General features: G+C 72.0%; 14 protein-coding genes and 1 pseudogene. 7 read left to right on the top strand and 8 right to left on the bottom strand.

Translation table 11 applies throughout. From position 1 onward, the window contains the following. Nucleotides 1-254 precede the first annotated feature (254 nt). The 7 genes from BCD48_RS06705 to BCD48_RS06675 form a co-directional block, all read right to left on the bottom strand. Complete coding sequence (locus BCD48_RS06705; RefSeq protein WP_071047418.1) at nt 255-1790, bottom strand: class I adenylate-forming enzyme family protein; 1536 nt, start codon at nt 1788-1790, stop codon at nt 255-257. Next, a complete protein-coding gene (locus BCD48_RS06700) occupies nt 1787-2776 on the bottom strand; it encodes an enoyl-CoA hydratase/isomerase family protein (protein WP_071047417.1) in 990 nt (329 codons plus the stop codon). Before BCD48_RS06700 ends, BCD48_RS06705 begins: the two co-directional genes overlap by 4 nt. Nucleotides 2777-3052: 276 nt before the next feature. Further along, nucleotides 3053-3916, bottom strand: coding sequence for an enoyl-CoA hydratase/isomerase family protein (locus BCD48_RS06695; protein ID WP_071047416.1), 864 nt, complete (start codon nt 3914-3916; stop codon nt 3053-3055). Nucleotides 3917-4031: 115 nt separating this feature from the next. Beyond that, nucleotides 4032-5453, bottom strand: a complete 1422-nt coding sequence (locus BCD48_RS06690; protein ID WP_198543126.1) for an acyl-CoA dehydrogenase family protein — start codon at nt 5451-5453, stop codon at nt 4032-4034. 5 nt (nt 5454-5458) lie between these two features. Then, complete coding sequence (locus BCD48_RS06685; protein WP_071047415.1) at nt 5459-6301, bottom strand: enoyl-CoA hydratase-related protein; 843 nt, start codon at nt 6299-6301, stop codon at nt 5459-5461. A gap of 60 nt (nt 6302-6361) precedes the next feature. After that, nucleotides 6362-7693 carry a hotdog family protein gene (locus tag BCD48_RS06680; RefSeq protein ID WP_198543125.1) on the bottom strand — a complete coding sequence of 444 codons (1332 nt, stop codon included), beginning with the start codon at nt 7691-7693 and terminating at the stop codon, nt 6362-6364. Nucleotides 7694-7989: 296 nt separating this feature from the next. After that, nucleotides 7990-9243: an amidohydrolase family protein gene (locus tag BCD48_RS06675; protein ID WP_083418263.1), complete on the bottom strand. Its 1254-nt coding sequence runs from the start codon at nt 9241-9243 to the stop codon at nt 7990-7992. A gap of 371 nt (nt 9244-9614) precedes the next feature. On the opposite strand from BCD48_RS06675, the gene BCD48_RS06670 reads away from it, so the two are divergent. The 5 genes from BCD48_RS06670 to BCD48_RS06650 all read left to right on the top strand — a co-directional run bounded on the left by BCD48_RS06670 (nt 9615) and on the right by BCD48_RS06650 (nt 16409). Then, a complete protein-coding gene (locus BCD48_RS06670; protein ID WP_071047414.1) occupies nt 9615-10850 on the top strand; it encodes an acyl-CoA dehydrogenase family protein in 1236 nt (411 codons plus the stop codon). A 3-nt stretch (nt 10851-10853) separates the two neighbouring features. After that, nucleotides 10854-11921: an acyl-CoA dehydrogenase family protein gene (locus BCD48_RS06665; RefSeq protein ID WP_071047413.1), complete on the top strand. Its 1068-nt coding sequence runs from the start codon at nt 10854-10856 to the stop codon at nt 11919-11921. Between the two features lie 109 nt (nt 11922-12030). Then, nucleotides 12031-12885: an enoyl-CoA hydratase/isomerase family protein gene (locus tag BCD48_RS06660; RefSeq protein ID WP_071047412.1), complete on the top strand. Its 855-nt coding sequence runs from the start codon at nt 12031-12033 to the stop codon at nt 12883-12885. A 45-nt stretch (nt 12886-12930) separates the two neighbouring features. Then, complete coding sequence (locus BCD48_RS06655) at nt 12931-15108, top strand: acetate--CoA ligase family protein (RefSeq protein ID WP_071047411.1); 2178 nt, start codon at nt 12931-12933, stop codon at nt 15106-15108. 503 nt (nt 15109-15611) lie between these two features. Further along, the gene (locus BCD48_RS06650; RefSeq protein WP_083418262.1) at nt 15612-16409 is read left to right on the top strand and encodes an OmpA family protein; all 798 of its coding nucleotides are present in this window, start codon (nt 15612-15614) and stop codon (nt 16407-16409) included. A 197-nt stretch (nt 16410-16606) separates the two neighbouring features. On the opposite strand, the gene BCD48_RS06645 is transcribed toward BCD48_RS06650, so the two are convergent. Further along, the gene (locus BCD48_RS06645) at nt 16607-17272 is read right to left on the bottom strand and encodes a TetR/AcrR family transcriptional regulator (protein ID WP_071047409.1); all 666 of its coding nucleotides are present in this window, start codon (nt 17270-17272) and stop codon (nt 16607-16609) included. A gap of 553 nt (nt 17273-17825) precedes the next feature. Here BCD48_RS06645 and BCD48_RS06640 point away from each other — a divergent pair. Both BCD48_RS06640 and gad read left to right on the top strand, forming a co-directional pair. Beyond that, nucleotides 17826-19169 (top strand): ABC transporter substrate-binding protein, encoded by a 1344-nt coding sequence (locus tag BCD48_RS06640; RefSeq protein ID WP_083418261.1) that lies wholly within the window; start codon nt 17826-17828, stop codon nt 19167-19169. Between the two features lie 116 nt (nt 19170-19285). Further along, nucleotides 19286-20293, top strand: a pseudogene (gene gad / locus BCD48_RS06635) (glutamate decarboxylase); the annotation flags it as partial. Nucleotides 20294-20295 lie beyond the last annotated feature (2 nt).

Raw genomic sequence — 20295 nt, 5'->3', positions numbered from 1 at the left:
AAGCCCGCCCTGACCGCGCCTGAGCGACGTCACGGCCTACCTAGCTGATGAAAGCGTGAGATCTCAATCGACCGGCGTCCAGGCGTCATAGGGGCGTTTGGGCGCCGGTCTCCTTTGCGAGCCTTCAATGGGCCGATGCGTGCTCATAACCCGGCCGTGAAACCGGCCGGGGCGCGGCCGCGGCGCGCCGGACCGATTCGGGACAACCCCGTCGCGACTCTCCCGCGGTCTGATCCGGGCTGGTCCGATCCGGGTCAGCTGGTGGTGGGCTGGGTGGCGAGTCTGACGAGGTCGCCGGCGCGGATCTTGCCTACCTCGGTGCGGGGGAGCTCGTCGAGCTGGACGAAACGGACCGGCACCTTGTAGGGGAGGAGCTTCTCCCGGGCCGCCGCGGCGAGGGCCGCCGGGTCGAAGGCTGCGCCCGGGTGGGTGACGACGAAGGCCCAGGGGACCTCGCCGAGGCGGTCGTCCGGTATGCCGACGACGGCGCAGTCGGCGACCGCGGGGGAGAGACGGAGGACCTCCTCGACCTCGCCGGGGAAGACCTTCAGGCCGCCGCGGTTGATCATGTCGGAGACGCGGCCCTCGATCCAGAGGAAGCCGTCCTCGTCGATCCGGGCGATGTCGCCCGTGCGGAACCAGCCGTCCGGGGTGAGCCGGTCGCCCAGCGCCTTGCCGTCGGCGTATCCGGCGGACACCGCCGGCGTGCGGACGTAGAGCTCGCCCTGCCCGCCCGGCTCGGCCTCACGTCCGTCCGGGCCGACGATGCGCGGCGTCACCCCCGCGTGCGGGCGGCCGATCGAGCCGAGCTTGGACTCGCCGAACGCCCGCGCGTCCGCCGCGTTCCAGCCGACGATCTCGCCGCCGATCTCCGTCTGGCCGTAGCAGTTGAGCACGGTGACGCCGAACTTGTCCTTGAACAGCCGGGCGCGCAGCGGCGAGAGCGGCGCGGTGATGCCCCGGACGTAGCGGAGCGGCGCGAGCGAGGTGATCGACGGGTCGTCCGTCAGCATGTTCATCGCCGCTGGTGGCAGCACCGTCGAGCGGATCTGGTGCTTCGTGATGGCCTTGCCGAACGCCGCCGTCGTGAACGTCGGCATGATGACCGCGGGAGCACCGACGCGGAACGCGAACAGCACGTTGTAGATGCCCGCGGACAGCGCCATCGAGGTCGGGATGAGGTTCGGCATCGGTACCTTGCGCTGCGCCAGCTTGTCCTTTGCCGCGTCGCCGACGAGCTTCGCCAGCACCGGCTCCAGCAGTGCCAGGTAGCCCGAGTGCCGCAGCAGCACCGGCTTGGGCCGGCCGGTCGTGCCGGACGTGAACTGCACCAGCGCGATGTCGGCGTCGTGCGCGGGCACGTCCGCGGGCGTGCGCAGACCGGGCACCGCCTCGGCCCAGGCCAGCTCGCCACCGCTCGTACCCGCGTGGACGACGACCGGCAGGTCGCCGCCGGTGACGCGGCCCGCCCAGCCGGGCATCGTGACGACCGCCGCCGGGCGAACAGCCTCGACCAGGTAAGCGATCTCCGCGTCCGACGTGCGCGGGTTGAGCGGCACGTACACGGCCTCGGCGGTCCAGACGCCGAACATCGCGGCTACGACCTCGGCCCCGCCGGGCAGCATCACCGCCACCGGGTGGCCGGGGCGCACCCCGGCCGTCCGCAGCGCCGCTGCCAGCGCCTCGGCGCCGCGGCGCAGCGCCGCCCGGGTCGTCTCCTCGTCCCCGACGAAGACCGCGGGCGTCGTCTCGTCGTCGGCGCGGGGCTCCAGCAGGTCGACGAGCCTCATGCCGACCCCTCCGGATCGGTCGGGTCCGTCGCCGCGGCCGTGGTCGTGGTCCGCTCGTCGGCCCGCTTCGCGGCCGCGACCGCGGTGGCCGGCTTCGGCTCCTGTTCCAGCTCGGCCCACTTGGCGGGGCGCTTCTCGACGAACGCCGCCGGGCCCTCGACCTGGTCGGCATGGCCCCAGACGGAGACGAGGTGCGCGGCGCCGGCCTTGCACGCGGCCGTCAGCCCGTCCTCCAGCGCCCCCCACAGCGCACGCTTGGTCGCGCGCATCGCCACCGGCGAGTTGCGGGCGACCAGCTCGGCGATCTCGGCGGCCCGCTCGCGCAGCCGTGCCGGCGGGTCGACAACCTCGCTGACCATGCCCAGCTCGTAGGCGCGCGCCGCCGGCATCCGCTCGTGCGCGCCGACCAGCGCCATCCGCATCACCGGCTCGAACGGCATCTTGCGCAGCAGGGCCATCAGCTCGAACGAGACCACCTGGCCGACGGAGACGTGCGGGTCGAAGAACTTCGCGTCCGCGGCGGCGATGACGATGTCCGCGTCGGCGACGAAGTGGAACCCGCCGCCGCCGCACAGCCCGTTGACCGCCGCGATGACCGGCTTCTCGACCTTCTGGTGCCAGGCGGTGAAGTGCAGGTCGAAGACCTCGGCCTCCGCCCGGTAGCGCTCCATACCCAGGCCGTCGGTGGCGATCTCGGCCACGTCGACGCCGGTCTGGAACGCCCGGCCCTCACCGGTGTGCACGATGACGCGGATCTCCGGGTCGCCGTCGAGCTCCAGCCAGGCCTTGGCCAGCTCGTCGCGCATCCGGTTGTTCATCGCGTTCAGCTGCTTCGGCCGGTTGAAGATGAGCCAGCCGACGTGGCCGCGGCGGGCGACGACGAGCGTCTCGTAGCCGGGGTACAGGTGGTCGAAGTCAGCCTCGGTCGCGGGCGTCCCCGGCGCCACCGACGCCGCCCCGGTCGCCGACGAGTCCGTCACGCTCATCCTCCTAGGCCGTTTCTTCGAGATCTGGAATGGAGACGGGCCGGAGCTCCGCCGCGGACACAGAATGTGTTCGGGCATACACGGCTGTGTGGGCCGCTGGGGCGCCAGACGGCCGCGGGAGGGGTGAGGGGTGGGCCGTCGGCGAGCTCAGCTCTGGTCCATGCGAGCCGCCGAGGCCGAAGCGTGGCGGATGGGCAAGCCCAGAGGCTTGCCCATCCGCCACAGTCCAACGGACGGCCTGGGGTTCGTGGCGGATGGGCAAGCCTATAGACGGGCTCATCTGACACGCTCCGCTGTCGGCTTCCGCGAGGCGAGCACCTTCTCGTGCTCCGCCTCCCGGTCGAGTGACGCCCAGCGCGCCGCGCGCTTCTCGACGAACGCCGCCGGGCCCTCGACCTGGTCGGGGTGGCCCCACAGGCCGACGAGGTCGGCGGCCGCGGCCTGGCAGGCGGCCGTCAGGCCGTCCTCCAGCGCGCGGTAGAGAGCGCGCTTGGTCGCGGCCATTGCCGCCGGCGAGTTGCGGGCGATCTTCGCGGCCAGGTCCGCGGCCCGCTCGCGCAGGTCGGCCGGGTCCCGGGCGACCTCGCTGACCATGCCGAGCTGGTAGGCCCGGGCGGCGCCGAGCTTCTCGTGCCGCCCGGCGAGCGCCAGCCGCATGATCGTCTCGGCGGCGAGCTTGCGGGTCAGCGCGATGCCCTCGAACGCGGTCACCTGCCCGACCGACACGTGCGAGTCGATGAACGTGACGTCGGATGCGGCGATGACGACGTCCGCGTCCGCGACGAAGTGCAGGCCGCCGCCGACGACCCGCCCCTGGATCGCGGCGATCACCGGCTTGACGACCCCGCAGTGCCAGCCGGTGATCCGCAGCTCGGACCGCTTGGTCCGCCGGGACTGCTCGCGCAGCGCGCCCGGGTCGCGGCTGAGCTGGACGACGTCCAGGCCGGTGCAGAAGTCCCGGCCGGCGCCGACGTTGACGATGACGCGCACCTCCGGGTCGGCGTCGAGTTCGGCCCAGGCGCGCGGCAGCTCGTCGAACATGGCGCCGTCCATGGCGTTGCCGGCCTTCGGCCGGTTCAGCTCGAGCCAGCCGACCGGCCCGTCCCGACTGACCCGAAGGGTCTGGTACTCCTCAGCCATCTACTCCGACTCCGAATAGCTCCGACTCCGAATAGCTCTGACTTCGAATAGCTCTGACTTCGATTGGCCCCGACGTCGACCAGCTCTGACTGGCAGCGATCTCGTGAGGGCGCGGTCAGCTGCGGGGGACGTCCTTCCAGGCCTTGCCGCGGTACTGGTCGGGCTCGCGAGGCAGGCCCAGCACCCGCTCGGCGAGGATGTTCTTGTTCACCTCGGACGTCCCGCCCTCGATCGTGTTGGCGCGGCTGCGCAGCATGCCCCGTACCTCGTGGGGGAGGGACTCGGCGTAGACCTCGGCCGGGTCGAGCGGGGCGCCGTCAGCGCCCGCGTGCTCGGTGCCGGGAAGGAACTCCGACTCCCAGGCGGCGCCGTACGCGCCGAGCAGGTCGGCGGCCAGCGCCTGGGTGCGCTGGTTGAGGTCGCCCTGGTGGACCTTGCCGATCGAGCTCTCCGGACCGGGCGCGAGCCCGGCGGCGAGTCGGGCGCGGATGCGCTCGTTCGTCCAGGCCCGGATCCGCTCCTCGCTGTAGAGGTGCGCGATCTCCTGCCGGACGGTCGGCTCGTCCCAGCCGCCCGGCCGGCCCGCGGCGCTGACGTCCCTTGCGAGCTTCACCAGATGCAGCGCGCCCGAGCCGCCGATCCGGTCGACGCCGCCGGAGCCGGAGCCGGAGACCATCTGCCGCTCGCCGGACAGGGTGGAGTTGCCGACCCGCCAGCCGTCGCCGACCGCGCCGAGCCGCTGGCTGTCCGGGACGACCGCGTCGTCGAGGAAGACCTCGCAGAAGTCGACCTCGCCGGTGACGTGCCGCAGCGAGCGCACCTCGACGCCCGGCTGGCGCATGTCGATGAGGAAGTAGGTGATGCCGTTCCGCTTCGGTACGTCCGGGTCGGTGCGGGCCAGCAGCACGCCGTAGTCGGCCAGGAAGCCCCAGGTCGTCCAGACCTTCTGGCCGGTGACGATCCAGTTGTCACCCTCGCGGACGGCCCGGGTGGCCAGCGACGCGAGGTCGGAGCCGGCGCCGGGCTCGGAGAACAGCTGGCACCACACCTCCTCGTTGCGCACGATCGGCGGCAGGAAGCGGCGCTTCTGCTCCTCGGTGCCGTGCGCGAACAGCGCGGCGGCGGCGTTCGCCAGGCCCAGCGGGTTGAGCCGGCCCAGGTTGTACGGGCGCAGCTCCTCGTCGGCGGCCCGGGCGGCCCCCGACGACAGACCGAGGCCGCCGTACTCGGGCGCCCATCGGGCCGCGACCAGCCCGGAGACGCCGAACACCGGGTACCAGCGCTCGTAGTCCGCCCGGCTGCGAACTCTCCGGATCGCCGCCCGCCCGCCAGCCGTGGCCGCTTCGCGCCAGGCCACCGGCACGTTCGCCTCGACCCACGCGCGCACCTGGGCGTGGGTCTCTTCCGGCGTCGCGTCCGCGGCGAGCAGCAGCCTGCCGTCCGGCCCGACCGGCCCCTTCGCGTCCGCGGCGCCCTTGGGAAGCACCGCGTCCGGGCCGCTGGCCGCGTCCGGCGCGTCCGGCGTCGTCACCGACATCCCTGTCACCGCCCCTTGAAGTTCGGCGAGCGCTTGGCGGCGAAGGCTGCCAGGCCCTCCCGGAAGTCCTCGCTGCGCGATGAGAGCTCCATGCCGAAGCCCTCGCTGCGCAGCTGGTCGTCCAGGTTGTTCGACGCGCCGACGTGCAGCAGCCACTTGGTCAGGCCCAGCCCGACCGTGGGGCCGGCCGCGAGCCGGGCCACGACGCCGCCCACGGCCGCCTCGAGCTCCTCGGCCGCGGCGGCGGCGTGGATCAGGCCCCACTCGACGGCGGTGGCCGCGTCGATCCGCTCGCCGAGCAGCAGCATCCGCCGGGCCCGCACCTCGCCGACCCGGCGTGGCAGCAGCCAGGTCAGGCCGCTGTCCGGGGTGAAGCCGCGCTCGGAGAACGGCGCCCAGAACCGGGTGTCCGCGGCGGCGACCGTCACGTCGGCCGCGACGGCCAGCGCCAGGCCGATCCCGGTCGTCCAGCCCTGCACCGCGCACACCACCGGGGTCTGCAGGCCGCAGATCAGCGGGATCAGCCGGTGCGCCTGGAACGGCAGCCGGCGCTGGATCGAGCCCGCCCGCGGCTTCGCCCCGCCGGCGGCATTGCGGGCGACGATGTCCGCGCCGCCGCAGAAGTTCTCGCCGTTGCCGCGCAGCAGGATGACCCGGACGGCCTCGTCGGTGCCGGCCTGGGCGATCGCGTCGATCAGCCCGTACATCATCGTGTCGTTGATCGCGTTGCGCTTCGTCGGCCGGTCCAGGGTCAGCCGCAGGACCGGCCCGTCGAGCACGATGCTGAGGCCCGGCACGCTGTCGTAGGCGGCGGCGCCGGGAACGGCGGCCGGATCGTCGCTCGTCACGTCAGCCCTGACCCAGGTCGTGGGCTCGCCGCGTCGCCGCGCTCATCACGCTCGTCACGCTCACCGGAACTGCTCGACGATCGCGTCGAGAGTGCTCTGGAGGTTGCCGGTGCCGCCGGGCGGGTCGGGCAGGCGGACGGCGCCGTGCTCCCGGCTGGGCAACAAGATCGTCGCCGTACCGGGCGTCGTGAGTTCGTCGCGCTGGTTGGTCGCCGCAAGCTCCAGGTCGACGGCGGGCCGGCCGCCGTCGGCCAGGTACTTCTTCACGACCGTGCCGCGCAGCCACTGCGTGTCGCCGACGTAGTTGAACTTGCGGAACTCGCAGGAGAGCTTCCACAGCCAGGCGTCGTCGCCCATCCAGTCGGTGCACAGATGAATGAGCCAGGTCTCGCGCATCCGGCCGTAGTCGTAGGTCGTCGGGTTGCCGGCGCGGCGGGCGAGCTCCGGGTCCCAGTGCACCCGCTGCTGCACGTCCGGGATGTTCAGGTCGTCGCGATAGTAGAAGCCCGGGATGCGCCGGCGGTTCGTCAGCGCCAGGCGCAGCGGGGCGACGCCGTAGAGGCCCATGCCCATGCCGACGTGCCAGCAGACCATGTCGGTGACGCGCAGCGGGCCCTTCACCATCGGCCCGACCGTGTCGCCGACCTGGACGTCCTCCCAGTGGCGCGGGTCGCCGCCGCGCCGGGCGGCGGCCTCGGCGTCGTAGGCCGCCTCGATCTCGGCGATCTGCTCGTCGGTGTAGCGCTGGGGCTCGACCTTCGCGTACTTGCCGCGCTCCCGGGCCTTGCGGCGCTCGGTGCGGACCATGTTGCGGTACTGCCCGGACAGCGGCGTGCCGGTCTCGTCCATGAAGACCTGGCCGCCCCACTCGTGGACCGCCCGGCCGGCGAACTCGCTCACCTTGTCGTGCACGCCGACGAGGGCGTTGCGGCGGAACACCCGCAGCCCCGGCCGCAGCGGTGCCCACCACTCGCGGGACGCCGCCGAGTAGAAGGCGTGCACCCCGCGCAGCGGGTCGCCCTTCATCACGTCGCGCAGGTGGTCCGGGATGCGGGTGACCTCGTCCTCGCCGATGAGGGTGTCGCCGCCGACGAGCGGCGGCGGGGCGATCGGCCCGCCCCACACCGAGGCGGTCGCGTAGTCCTCGTCGCACCACAGCCGGTTGTCGTCGCCGTAGCAGCGGGCCACGTTGCGGAACGCGTCGACGTTCGGGCGCCGGTACTGCGGCGGGGCGGTGTGCGGCTCGGCGATGCCGATCCGGGCCCGCAGCCGCGCGATCCCCTCGTCGGTGATCGTCCCGTCGGGCCTGCGCTCCTTGGCCTCGGTCCTGGCCTCGCCGTTGGCCTCGGGCTTCCCTTCGGTCGCGGTGGCGTCGTTGGCATTCGTGACCACGGATGGGCCGCCTTTCGGTCTTACGGCCTGCTATGACGGTAGATGCGGAAGACCCCGGTCGTAACGGTCAGGACCGAGCAACCGAGCTGGCGCGGAGGCGCGCCTCCGCGGAGGCCCGGCCACGGAGCGAAGCGAACGTGGTTGGGCCGCAGCGGAGGTCGCCGAAGCGCACGTTCGCGGAGGAGGACACGGCGCGGAGGTCCCGTGGGAGCGAAGCGAGTACGGGGCCGGAGTGCCGTGCCCGGACGGAGCGAACCAGCAACACAGCGCCGCGCCCGGACGGAGCGAACCAAGAATCACAGCTCCAGGCCCAGGAGCCTGGCCGCGTTGCCACGGGCGATCTTGTCGATGTCCGCCTGGGGCAGGTGGCCGAACTGCTGCGCGGCGGCCTTCTTCGACTGCGGCCAGGTGCCGTCCTGGTGCGGGTAGTCGGTCTCGAAGACGACGTTGTCGATGCCGATCCGGTCGAGCAGGTCGACGCCCACCGGGTCCTTGAAGAAGCAGCTGTAGACCTGGCGGCGGTAGTAGACCGACGGTGGCTCGGGGCAGTGCAGCTGGCCGTGCGCCCAGCCGCGGTGGGTCAGCCACACGTCGTCGGCCCGGTCGAGCACGTACGGGATCCAGCCGATCTGGGCCTCGGCGTACATGAGTTTGAGGTCCGGGAAACGATGCGGCACGCCGGAGAACAGGAAGTCGACGAGGCTGCCGGCGCTGTTGCTGAACAGGACTGTCGCCTGCACGGCCTCGGGCGCGTCCGGTGCCGTCTGCATGACCTTGGTGCCCGACCCGATGTGCATCGCGACGACGGTGCCCGTCTCCGCGCAGGTGGCGAAGAACGGGTCCCAGTACCCCGAGTGCAGACTCGGCAGGTCCAGGTACGCCGGAAGCTCGGTGAACGCGACCGCGCGCACGCCACGGGCCGCGTTGCGGCGCACTTCGGCGGCGGCCAGGCTCACGTCCCACAGCGGCACGATGCACAGCGGGAGCAGCCGCCCGCCCGACGTGCCACACCACTGTTCGACCATCCAGTCGTTGTAGGCCTCGACGCAGAGCTTCGACAGCTCCTTGTCCTTGCCCCACAGGAAGATCTGCCCGCAGAACCGCGGGTAGTTCGGGAATGCGAGCTGCGCGGCGACCCCGTTGATGTCCATGTCGGCGATCCGGTCGGCCACCTTCCAGCAGCCGGGGCGCATGTCGTCGAAGGTGATGCCGTCCATGGTGACCTCGTCGGCGGGGACGCCGGCCGCGGCGATGTAGCGCTTGAGGCTCGTCATCCGGCCCTCGTAGCTCCACCAGGCAACGTCCGGACCGTCGGTGCCAGGAGCCTCGATGTAGCTGGAGCCGACGAGCTTCACCTCGCCGGCCGGGGCCATGACGATGCGTGGGCCCTGCTCGCGGTGCTTCGCGGGCAGCCGGGAGCTCCACACCTCCGGCGCCTCGACGACGTGCGCGTCCATGTCGATGAGATCCGGGATCTTCGCCAGGACCGACGCGTCGACGTCGGGCCCGCCCACCACCTGCGGGAGCTGCTCTGTCGTCAGGTCTGTCATGGCCGTATGCACCACCGATCCGGCTGAGTACTGCTCGTCACTGCTCGATCGACCGCCGCGCCGCTGTACGGCCGCCTGCGTCGCCCGCGGTCACCGCCGTCCGGCCGCTCCCGGCGGATCGCGGCTGTCGCTGGTGTCGCGGCGGTCCGCTGCGCTAGCATAATGTATACGATCTGCCCGGCCAACCGTTTGCGGAGCCGCCAACGATGTCGGCGCCGCGGGCGAGGCGGCGCCGGAGGGGGCGTAGCCCCCGTCCCCTCCGGCGTGGGCGCCTGCTTGGGCGAAGGGCGCGCGACGATGGCGAGGCCACGTGCCCGGGGCCTGCCCAGGGACCGGCGAGGCCGGGTCCGCCGGACGAGACGAGGTGGAGCATGCGGCTGCGGGACTCCGAGTCCGACGCGAGGTTCCGCAAGGAGGTGCGTGCCTGGCTCGCCGAGAACCTGCCAGTCCTCGGCCCGCGGCCCGCCTACGGCGACTGGCCGGCCAAGAAGGCCTACGACCAGCGCTGGCAGCGGATGCTCTTCGACGCCGGCTACGCCGGCATCGACTGGCCGGCCGCCTACGGAGGCCGCGGCGCGACCGCGTCCGAACAGCTGATCTTCCTCGCCGAGTCGGCGGCGGCCGGCGCCCCCGACCTCGGGGTGCACTTCGTCGGTCAGCTGCACGCCGGCCCGACGCTGATCGCCGAGGCGACCGACGAGCAGCGGGACTTCCACCTGCCGCGGATCCTGCGCGGCGAGTCGATCTGGTGCCAGGGCTTCTCCGAGCCGGGTGCCGGCAGCGACCTGGCGAGCCTGCGCACCAGGGCCGTGCGCGACGGCGACCACTACGTCGTCACCGGCAGCAAGATCTGGACGTCCTACGGCTTCGCCGCCGACTACTGCGAGCTGCTGGTCCGCACCGACCCGGACGCCGGCAAGCACCGCGGCATCAGCTGGCTGATCATGCCGATGGACACCCCCGGCATCGACGTCCGCCCGCTGCGCACCATCCAGGGCGAGAGCGAGTTCGCCGAGATGTTCCTGGACGAGGTCCGCGTCCCGGTGGAGAACCTCGTCGGCCGGGAGAACGACGGCTGGCGGGTCGCGATGGTGACCTTCAGCTTCGAGCGCGGGACATCGCTGGTGCGCGAGCTGCTCACCGCGATGACGATGGTCGAGGAACTGGCGACGCTCGCCAAGACGCTCGGCCACGGGCAATATCACTCCGGGCCAAGGGCGGGCCAGAGCCGCACGGCCTGGGACGACGACGCGATCCGCCGGGAGATCGGCCAGGTCGCCGCCGAGCTTGACGCCATGTGGGCGCTGACCCGGCGCAACGTCACCCGCGCGGCCGGCGGCGGCGGCGTGCCGCCCTCGGGCGGGTCGGCCTTCAAGCTGACCTACTCCGAGGCGATCCACCATTTCGGCGAGGTCGCGATGAAGGTGCTGGAGCGCTACGCGATCAGCCTCGACGCGCTGCCCCTGGGCGCTGGCGCCGGCCTGCCCGTCGGTCGCCACATCATCGAGCATCTGCACGCCTTCGCGATCAGCATCGGCGCCGGCACCTCGCAGATCCAGAAGAACATCCTCGCCGAGCGCGTCCTCGGCCTGCCCCGGGAGCGGTGAGCGGTGCACTTCGATCTCGACGAGGACGGCCTCGCCCTGCAGGCGACCGTCCGCGACCTGTGCGGTGCGCGGCTCCCGCTGGAGACGACGCGGAACTGGACGGACGCGGCGAGCTTCGACCGCGCCGCGTGGTCCGCGCTCGCCGGGCTCGGCGCGTTCACGATGACCCAGCCGGAGGCGCGCGGCGGGCTGGAGCTCGGCGTCGCCGACGCGGGCCTGGTCTTCCAGGTGCTCGGGGCCGAGCTGGTCCCCGGGCCGCTGGTCGCGGCCGCGCTCGTCGCCGACCTTGACGAGCGGGTCGGCGCGGGCGAGGCGTTCGCGACGGTCGTCACCCGCCCGCCGGCGGGCTCGGGGCCGGCCCGCGCAGGCGGGCCATGGGTCATCCCGCATCTGGACCTCGCCGCCGACGTGTACGTCGTCGACGACCAGGGCGTCTGGCGGACGGCCGCGGGCGCCGTCGAGGGCACGCCGGTGCCGAACCCGCTCGACCCGACGACGCCGATGTGGCTCGCCGACGCGGTGCCGGCCGGGGAGCAGGTCGGCGGGCCGGAGCTGGCGCGCGGCTGGCTGCTGCGCGGCTCGGTCCTCGCCTCGGCGCTGCTCGCCGGCAACGCGACGCGGACCGTCGAACTCGCCACCGCGTACGCCAAGCAGCGCGAGCAGTTCGGCCGGGTGATCGGCGGCTTCCAGGCCGTCAAGCACCTGCTCGCCGAGGCGTTCACCCGGGCCGAGGTCGCCCGTGTCGCCGTCGACGCGGCCGCGGTCGCGCTCGACGACGCCGGCACGAGCGTGGGCGACGGCGAAGGCGAAGGGTTCGACGACGGCTACGCGGATCCGACATTCAACCCGGTCCGCGCCATCGCCGGCGCCCGGGTGCTGGCGGCCGATGCCGCGTCGCGCAACGCCAAGACGGCGATCCAGGTGCACGGTGGCATGGGCTTCACGTGGGAGACCACGATCCACCTTTTCCTGAAGCGGGCGTGGATTCTGCGGAACGCGTTCACGACTCCCGAGGAGGCGGCCGACACGGTCGCACACTCGCTTGCCCGGCCGAAATGGATGGCAGCATGATCACCCCTCCGTCCATGGAGGCCATCAGAGACTCGGCCGAAATGGATGGCAGCATGATCACCCCTCCGTCCATGGAGGCCATCAGAGACATGGAAAGAAGGGCTGCCGCATGACCAGCTCGGCCGTCGTCGAGGGTGTCGAGGGTTCCGACGTCCCGCCTCGGGAGATCACGCTCGACGTCCAGGACGGGATCGCCACCATCACGCTGAACCGGCCGGACGCCGGTAACGCGCTCACCGCGGACCAGCGTGAGAAGATCATCGCCTGGCTCGACCAGTTCAACGAGGACCCGACGGTCCGCTGCGTCGTGCTGACCGCGACCGGACGGTTCTTCTGCACCGGGGCGGACCTGCGTAACCAGTCCGCGCCCCCGGCTCGGCCGGACGACGTCCCGGAGAAGCTGGTCGGCGACGTCCGGCGCGCCATGCTGCGCGGCGCGATCCGGCTGATCCACGCCATCCTGGACTGCGAGAAGCCGGTCGTCGCCGCCGTCAACGGCACCGCCGCCGGCATCGGCGCGCACATCGCCTTCGCCTGCGACATCGTCGTCGCGACCGAGAAGGCGAAGTTCATCGAGGTCTTCGCCCGCCGTGGCCTCGCCGTCGACGGTCTCGGCACCTGGCTGCTGCCGCGGCTGGTCGGCCTCACCAGGGCGCGCGAGCTGGTGCTGCTCGCCGAGGACGTTCCCGCGCCGCGCGCCGCCGAGATCGGGCTGATCACCCGGTCGGTGCCGGCGGACGAGTTCGATGCCACCGTCGCCGACATCGCCGGGCGGCTCGCCGCTGGGCCGACCAGGGCGCACAGCGCGAACAAGTGGCTGCTCAACCGGTCGCTCGACGTCGAACGGCACACCCTCGCCCAGGAGGAGGCCTGGATCGTCGACGTCATGTCGAACACCGTCGACTCGAACGAGGGCGTCGCGAGCTTCGTCGAACGCCGGCCCACCCGCTTCCGCGGCTTTTAAGATCCGCCGCCGGCCGTCAGCCCGTACGTCGAGGAGGTCTGTGTCATGCCCGAGCCGCGGCACCCTGGCCCACGCAACCCTGGATTGCGGCACGTCGACTGGTCGCGGCTGTTCTCCCCGCGGGTCGTCGCCGTCGTAGGTGCGTCCGACACCGAGGGAAGCCCACAGCGGGCACAGTGGACGCAGGTCAACCAGCGGTTAGGCGCGCTTGGCGCCGAGGTCATCCCGGTGCACCCGAAGAAGCCCGACATTCTCGGCGTGAAGGCCTACCCGAGCGTCACCGCGCTGCCGGCCGACCCGGACATCGTCATCGTCCTGGTGCGCGACCCGTTGCCGGTCGTCGAGGAGGCGGTGAACCGGAACGCCGGTTTCGTCGTCGTCTTCTCGGCCGGTTTCGGGGAGCTCGGAACGGCCGAGGGCGACGCCGCCGAGGCGAGGCTGCGGGAACTCGCCAGCGGCGCGACCCGGGTGCTCGGCCCGAACACCAACCTCAACATCTTCGAGCCGTGGCCGGACGGGCTGCCCAGCCGCAGGAAACTCGCCATCATCACCCAGTCCGGCTACCAGGGCCGCCCGATCACCCAGGCGCAGGCCCTTGGTGTCGGCATCGAGATCTGGGCGACGATCGGCAACGAGGCCGACCTGGAGTGGGCCGACTTCGCCGGCTACCTCGCCGCCCACCGGCCGAACGTCGGCGCCATCGCGACATACGTCGAGGGTTTTCAGAACGGCGAGGCGTTCATGCGCGCCGCCGACGCCTGCGCGAATGCGGGCATCCCGATCGTCGCCATCAAGATCGGTCGCAGCGAGGAGGGCCGGGTGATGGCCGCCGCGCACACCGGCCACCTCACCGGTCCCGACGCCGTGCACGACGCCGTGTTCGACCAGTACGGCGTCATCCGCGTCGACGACCTCGACGAGGTCATCGAGATCTCGAACATGTTCTGCCAGACGGGGCTCGTCGACGGCCCCGGCGGGATCGCCGTCTACGCGATGTCCGGCGGCACCGCCTCGCACGTCGCCGACCTTTTCGGTGCCGCCGGGGTCAAAATTCCGAAGTTCGGGCAGAAGACGGTCGACGCGCTCGAGAAGTACATCCCCTGGTACCTGCGCCGGGACAACCCGGTGGACTCCGGCGGCGTCATCACCGCCCGCCCGGAGAACCGCGAGGTTCTCCAGCTGATGCTCGACGACCCGAACACCGACGTGCTGTTCGCGCCGATCACCGGCGTGTTTCCCGGCATGAGCGACGCGCTGTCGCGCGACCTCATCGCGCTGCACCAGAAGTTCCTGGCCGGCGAAGGCAAGCCGGTGGTCGCGGCGTGGATCTCCCCGATCCGCGACGACTCCTACCGGTCGCTGTGCGAGGCCGGTGTGCCGGTGTTCCATTCATTCAACGCGGCGGTGCGCGGGCTTTCGGAACTCGGCCGGTACTCGCGGTTCGTGCGCGCGTACCGGAGCCCGTTCGGCGACGACGCGACGGCCGGCATTCCGGCGCCGGCCGAGCGCGCCGTCGCCGCGGTCGCGGGCCGGGAGCTGCTGGCCGGGGCCGGCGCGACCCTCAACGAGGTCGACTCGAAGAAGTTGCTCGCCGGCTATGGCATCCCGGTCGCGGGGGAGCGGGTCGTCACGTCGGCCGACGACGCCGTCGCGGCGGCCGCCGAGCTTGGCCCGCCGGTCGTCATGAAGATCGTCTCCGCGGACATCGCCCACAAGTCCGATCTCGGGCTGGTAGCCGTCGGCGTCGCCGACGAGGACGCTGTCCGGGCGACCTACGACCGGCTGCTGGCCACCGCCGCGAGCGCCGCGCCCGAGGCGGCGATCGACGGCGTGCTCGTCGCCCAGATGGTGACCGACGCGGTCGCCGAGGTGATCCTGGGCCTGTCGCATCAGCACCCGTTCGGCCCGACCATCACGTTCGGCCTCGGCGGCGTGTTCACCGAGGTGTTCGCCGACGTCGCCTTCGCCGTCCCGCCGTTCGACGCCGCCCGCGCCCGCAGGGTCATCGAGTCGACGAAGGGCGTGAAGATCCTGCGCGGCACCCGCGGCCGCCCCGCCGGCGACATCGACGCCCTCGTCGACGTCATCCTGCGCCTGCAGTCCCTGGCCCTCGACCTCGGCGACGCCATCTCCGAGCTCGACATCAACCCCATCCTGGTCCGCCCGGCGGGCCAGGGCGTCGTAGCCGTGGACGCCCTCGTCGTCCCCACCAGGCAGCCCTGACCCGACCGCCTGCCCGCGTTGGCCGGGGCCCGGCCCGGCCAGGCTGAAGGAGTCCTGCCAGCGCCTGATCCGTGCCATCGCGGGTGGCGAGATCCTGGCCACCACGGCAGTGGAGGTCATCCAGAAGTTTTCGCATGGCCGGGCGCGTCGCCGCGACCGGAAAGACGCGACGGAGCGGGCGCGCGCCTACATCGGACTGCTGCGCCGCTACTCGTGGTCGAAGAACGGGACCTACGCAAAGGGTTGCGCCTGTTTCAGGAAAGCGTAGAGATGAGACCGTGCTACGCCGTCCCGGCCGCGCGGCGCATGCAGCTGGCGTCGTGCCAGGCTTCGACGACCCTTCGCCGGCGCTGGAACCAATCCGTCGGCCCGTTCCTGCGCCGTGCGTCCAAGTCAACCGTATTCCCCACTTCCGTGTGCGGACGGATGGCCGACACGCTCGGCGCCCTCCGGGCTTTCTCTCGGAGGGCTACGCTGCGTCTGCTTCGGCCATGGGGGGATATATGAAACGGCTTCACGGGTGGCGTCTGCTAGCCGCGGCGGTCACGCTCGGGGTGGGCTGCACAGGGTGCGGGGGATCGGATGGTGGGCCGGATACGGGGCCCACGAGCCCCACCTCGGTCGCGGCCACATCCGCCGAACCGACGGCGGACGCGGCTCCCGACGACGCGGCGACCACCCTGCCGCCGGGGGCGCAGCCGGGACTGGACGACTACGACGGCGACGGTCAGCCCGACCCGACCTGCGACACGCAGGACTTCGGTGGCGGGCTGGTGCTGCGCATCCCGTGCGAGATCGGCACGGCCAACGAGCCGGAAAGTGGCAGCCGGCTCGTCGACGGATCGCTGTATCGACTGCCGGGCTCCACCGACATCGACCTCACCGGAATCTCGGGCAGCCTGCTGCTGGCCCGGGACACGGCCGGCGTGAAGGTCGTCATCGTCGTGTTCAACAGCGACAACCTGTTCGCGACCGGCAGCGACGCAATCGGCAGCACCGACACGATGGACAACACCATCAAGCTGATCAACTCGAGGTTCCCCGGCGGCAAGATCCAGGTCCGCGGCCACACCGACTCGACCGGCACCGCCGGCGCGAATCAGGCACTGTCGGAACGCCGGGCCGGCGCCGTCCGGGCCTACCTGCTTGACCACCGCGTCAACGCCACCGAGGTCACCGCCGTCGGCATGGGCAGCACCAGACCCCTCGCCGAGAACGCCAACCCCGACGGTTCACCCGACCCCGAAGGCCAGGCCTTCAACCGTCGGGTTGAGTTGGTTCTACGCCTTCCGAACGGCTGAGCGGAAGCCACCCGCGTATCGCCCGCGGAACGCGGGCGCGGCGTGCCCGCCCGCGGGCTGTCCCACCGGCCGGTTTCCATGATCTGGTGGAGTTGTGGGAGCCATGGCTCCGAAAATTCCACCAGATCATGGGCGGGCTCTTCGTCTCTCAGCCTGCGCCGGAACGCTTACGGCGCGGGCCGGTCGGCTGGTCGGCGCTATTCGGCGGCGAGGTCGGTCGTAGTCAGGGGATGGCCGGGCAGCGGCGTCGTGGGGCGGGCGCGCAAGCCGTCGAGGATGATGGCGCGGGCGCGATCGAAGGCGATCTCGGCCGTCGTGCCGAGGCCGCGGCTGAGGCTGTAGGCGGCGAGCGCGAGCAGGTGGGCGACGTCGCCGGAGCCGACGTCGGGGCGCAGTGACCCCTCGGTCTGGGCCGCGCGGATCAGGGCGTCGAGCGCCTCGGCGTACTCGCGGCGGATCCTGGTGATGGCCGGGTCGGCGCGCACGGCCGCCGCCATCCCCGGTGAGAACAGGACGGTCAGTCGCATCGTGAGCCGCAGCTCGCGCGACGGGCTGAGGCTGCGTACCAGCGCGTCCCAGGCACGGCCGTCGGCCGCGGTCTCGTCGGCCGCGGTCTCGTCGGCCGCCGCGCGGGCCCTGGCGAGCGAGGTCGCCAGGCTGTCGCGCACGACGGCCACGACCAGCGCCTCCCGGTCGGGGAAGTGGCGGTACAGCGTGCCGACACCGACGCCGGCGAGCCGGGCGATCTCCTCCATCGGCACGTCGGGCCCGTCGTCGGCGAATGCCTGGGTGGCCGTGGCGATGATGCGGTCGCGGTTGCGGCGCGCGTCGGCTCGCAGGTGAGGTCGAACCTCCGCCGTCATGGCAGGACACCATCCCCAGCCATGCGCGCCCTTGTCGCGCGCCGCCTGGCTAAGGCCTCCGGAGCCGACGGGCGACAGGCCACCATCGGAAAATCATACCGTCGGGCGCTGCTCACCCGTCGGGGCGAGGCGCTGGGCGCGCTCGCCCCGTGTCGGGCGCTGAGCCTAACCTCCCAGATCGCTTCGCGATCCGGCAGGAACCCTGCTCCTGGCGTGGTGCCGGGGTCCTGGCTTCTGGCGGTGGTGCGCCTTGGGCCGGGCTGACGAGGTGGTCGGGTTGGTAGAGCGCCGATGCGCTGTCACCAGGTGTGGCCGAGGTGCATTTGCTGGTCGCTGGGACCGTGTCGCGGGCCGCCGCGTGGCTGGACATCCGAGCCCATGGGATGTCTGTCGGCTGGCGGCAGCCGACCTGACCCGGGATCCCTCGTCCTCGTGACGCGGCGTGACCGCGGCTTTCTGGCTCATTTATCCAGGGCATTTGTCAATCCGTTGACCAAATGACCATGGTACGCGAGCATTCACTCCCGAGCTCCGGCGAGTAGAGGGATACCACATGCACGCCATAGAGATACCAGCCAACAGCCCGTCCGGCGACCGAGGGCGACGGCGGGCGCGTGGGCACGTCCGCGCGTCAGCCGCATTAGCCGCGTTAGCCACCGTCGCGGCGAGCCTGCTGCTCGCCGCCTGCGGCGGCTCCGGCAGCGACGACGAGGGCGGCGCGGCCCCGGCGGCCACCGCCAGCACGGCCGGCACGGATCAGGTGCTCGGCGCCCTGAACCCCGCAAAGGGCGCGCCCGTCAAGATCGGGATGATCTCGGACGGCAAGGGCGCCGTCACGGACCTCTCCTTCGAGAGTCCCGTCGCCGACACGACCGTCGCCTATCTCAACGACCGCAAGGGCGGCATCGGCGGGCACCCGATCGAGCTGGTCAAGTGCGACGCCCTCGCCGACCCGGCCAAGGGCACCGACTGCGCGAACCAGATGGTCGAGAAGAACGTCACCGCGGTCGTCGTCGGGTCGTCCTCCGTCGTGGAGAGCATGTGGGAGCCGCTGCACCAGGCGCACATCCCGGTGATCTTCGGTGGCGCCAACGCGGCCTCGATCCTCACGGACAAGGACTCGACGTTCGTCCTGAGCGATGCGCTGTTCTCCCTGGTCAGCCTGCCGATCCAGCTGGCGAAGGACAAGAAGATCGACACGGTGTCCGTCGTCGCCATCGACGTGCCGGCCGTGATGAGCATCTACCAGACGGTCGCGCCCGCCGCCTTCAAGGCCGCCGGCATCAAGCTGGACCTCGTGCCAGTCCCGCCGGGCACCGCCGACATGACGCCGCAGATGCAGCGCATCGCGGCCGCCGGCCCGCGGGTTGTGCAGATGATCGGTAGCGACTCGTTCTGCATCGCCGGGCTCAACGGTCTGCACTCCGTCGGCTTCACCGGCCCGGTCGTCGCCATCTCGCAGTGCGTCACCGACGCCCTACGCAAGGCGGTTCCGGGCTCTGTGCTCAAGGGCATCACCGTCTCGGCGACCGCCCCGATCGGCACGGACAACCCGTCGACGCGGCTGTTCTCCGCCGTCGTCGACAGCTACGGCAAGGGCAAGGGCATCCAGGTCAACCGCCAGGGCTCGCTGAGCATGTTCACCGTCGTCGCGGCGCTGCAGGCGGCGACCGAGGGCATCTCCGGAGACATCACCCCGGCGTCGATCACTGCCGCGATCAAGTCGATGCCGGAGAAGGACCTGCCCGGCGCCGACCCGATGAAGTTCCGCTGCAGCGGCAAGGCAGCGCCGGCGACCCCGGCGGTCTGCGTCCGCGGGGGCCTGGTCACCTCCCTGGACGACAAGGGCCAGCCCACCGAGTTCCGCGCCGTCGCCTCCACGCCCATCGAGGGCTGAGCGGGGTATCTGGACGGCCAGTTCGTACAGCCAGGGTTCCGCGGCGCCGTCGACGCCGCGGAACCCGCTGGCGCCCCCTGGCCGCCGAGGGTTTCGCGACCCCCTAGCCTTGCGGTGTGGCGCTGCACAGGCAGGCGATGGGGGAGCGGGCGGACGCGCGACTGGCGGTGCGGCCGCAGTTGCGGTTGCCGACGCGGCCGGCGGGCGTCGCGGCCGAGGGCGGCGGCGAGCTGCCCCGGTACCGGCTCCCGGCGGGGCCGATGGACCCGGAGACCGCCTACCAGCTGGTGCGCGACGAGCTGATGCTCGACGGCAACGCCCGGCTGAACCTGGCCACATTCGTCACCACCTGGATGGACCCGCACGCCGACCGGCTGATGGCGGAGTGCGCGGCCAAGAACATGATCGACAAGGATGAGTACCCGCAGACCGCCGAGCTCGAGGCGCGCTGCGTGAACATCCTCGCGGACCTGTGGCACGCGCCCGACGCCCGCGACGCGGTCGGCTGCTCGACGACCGGCTCGTCGGAGGCCTGCATGCTCGCGGGCCTCGCGATGACCCGCCGGTGGCGGGCCAGGCGGCGCGCCGCCGGCCTGCCCGCCGACCGGCCGAACCTCGTGATGGGCGCGAACGTGCAGGTCTGCTGGGAGAAGTTCGCCCGTTACTGGGACGTCGAGGCCCGGCTCGTCCCGCTCGCGCCCGGGCGCACCCACCTCACCGCGGACGAGGCCGTGCGGCACTGCGACGAGAACACGGTCGGGGTGGTCGCCATCCTCGGCTCGACGTTCGACGGGACGTACGAGCCGGTCGCCGAGATCGCCGCCGCGCTCGACCGGCTCGCCGCCGGCGGCGGACCGGACGTGCCGGTGCACGTCGACGCGGCCTCCGGCGGCTTCGTCGCCCCGTTCTGCGACCCCGACCTCGTCTGGGACTTCCGGCTCGACCGGGTCGTCTCGATCAACGCCTCGGGCCACAAGTACGGCCTGGTGTACCCGGGCGTCGGCTGGGTGCTCTGGCGCGACCACGACCACCTGCCCGAGGAGCTCGTCTTCCACGTCGACTACCTCGGCGGCACGATACCCACGTTCGCGCTCAACTTCTCCCGCCCCGGCGCGCAGGTCATCCG

This window comes from Pseudofrankia coriaricola (assembly GCF_001854805.1).
In the GTDB taxonomy this organism is placed as follows: domain Bacteria; phylum Actinomycetota; class Actinomycetes; order Frankiales; family Frankiaceae; genus Pseudofrankia.
Note: the sequence above shows the minus strand (reverse complement) of the source record. Positions and strands in the feature narration are given on the sequence as shown.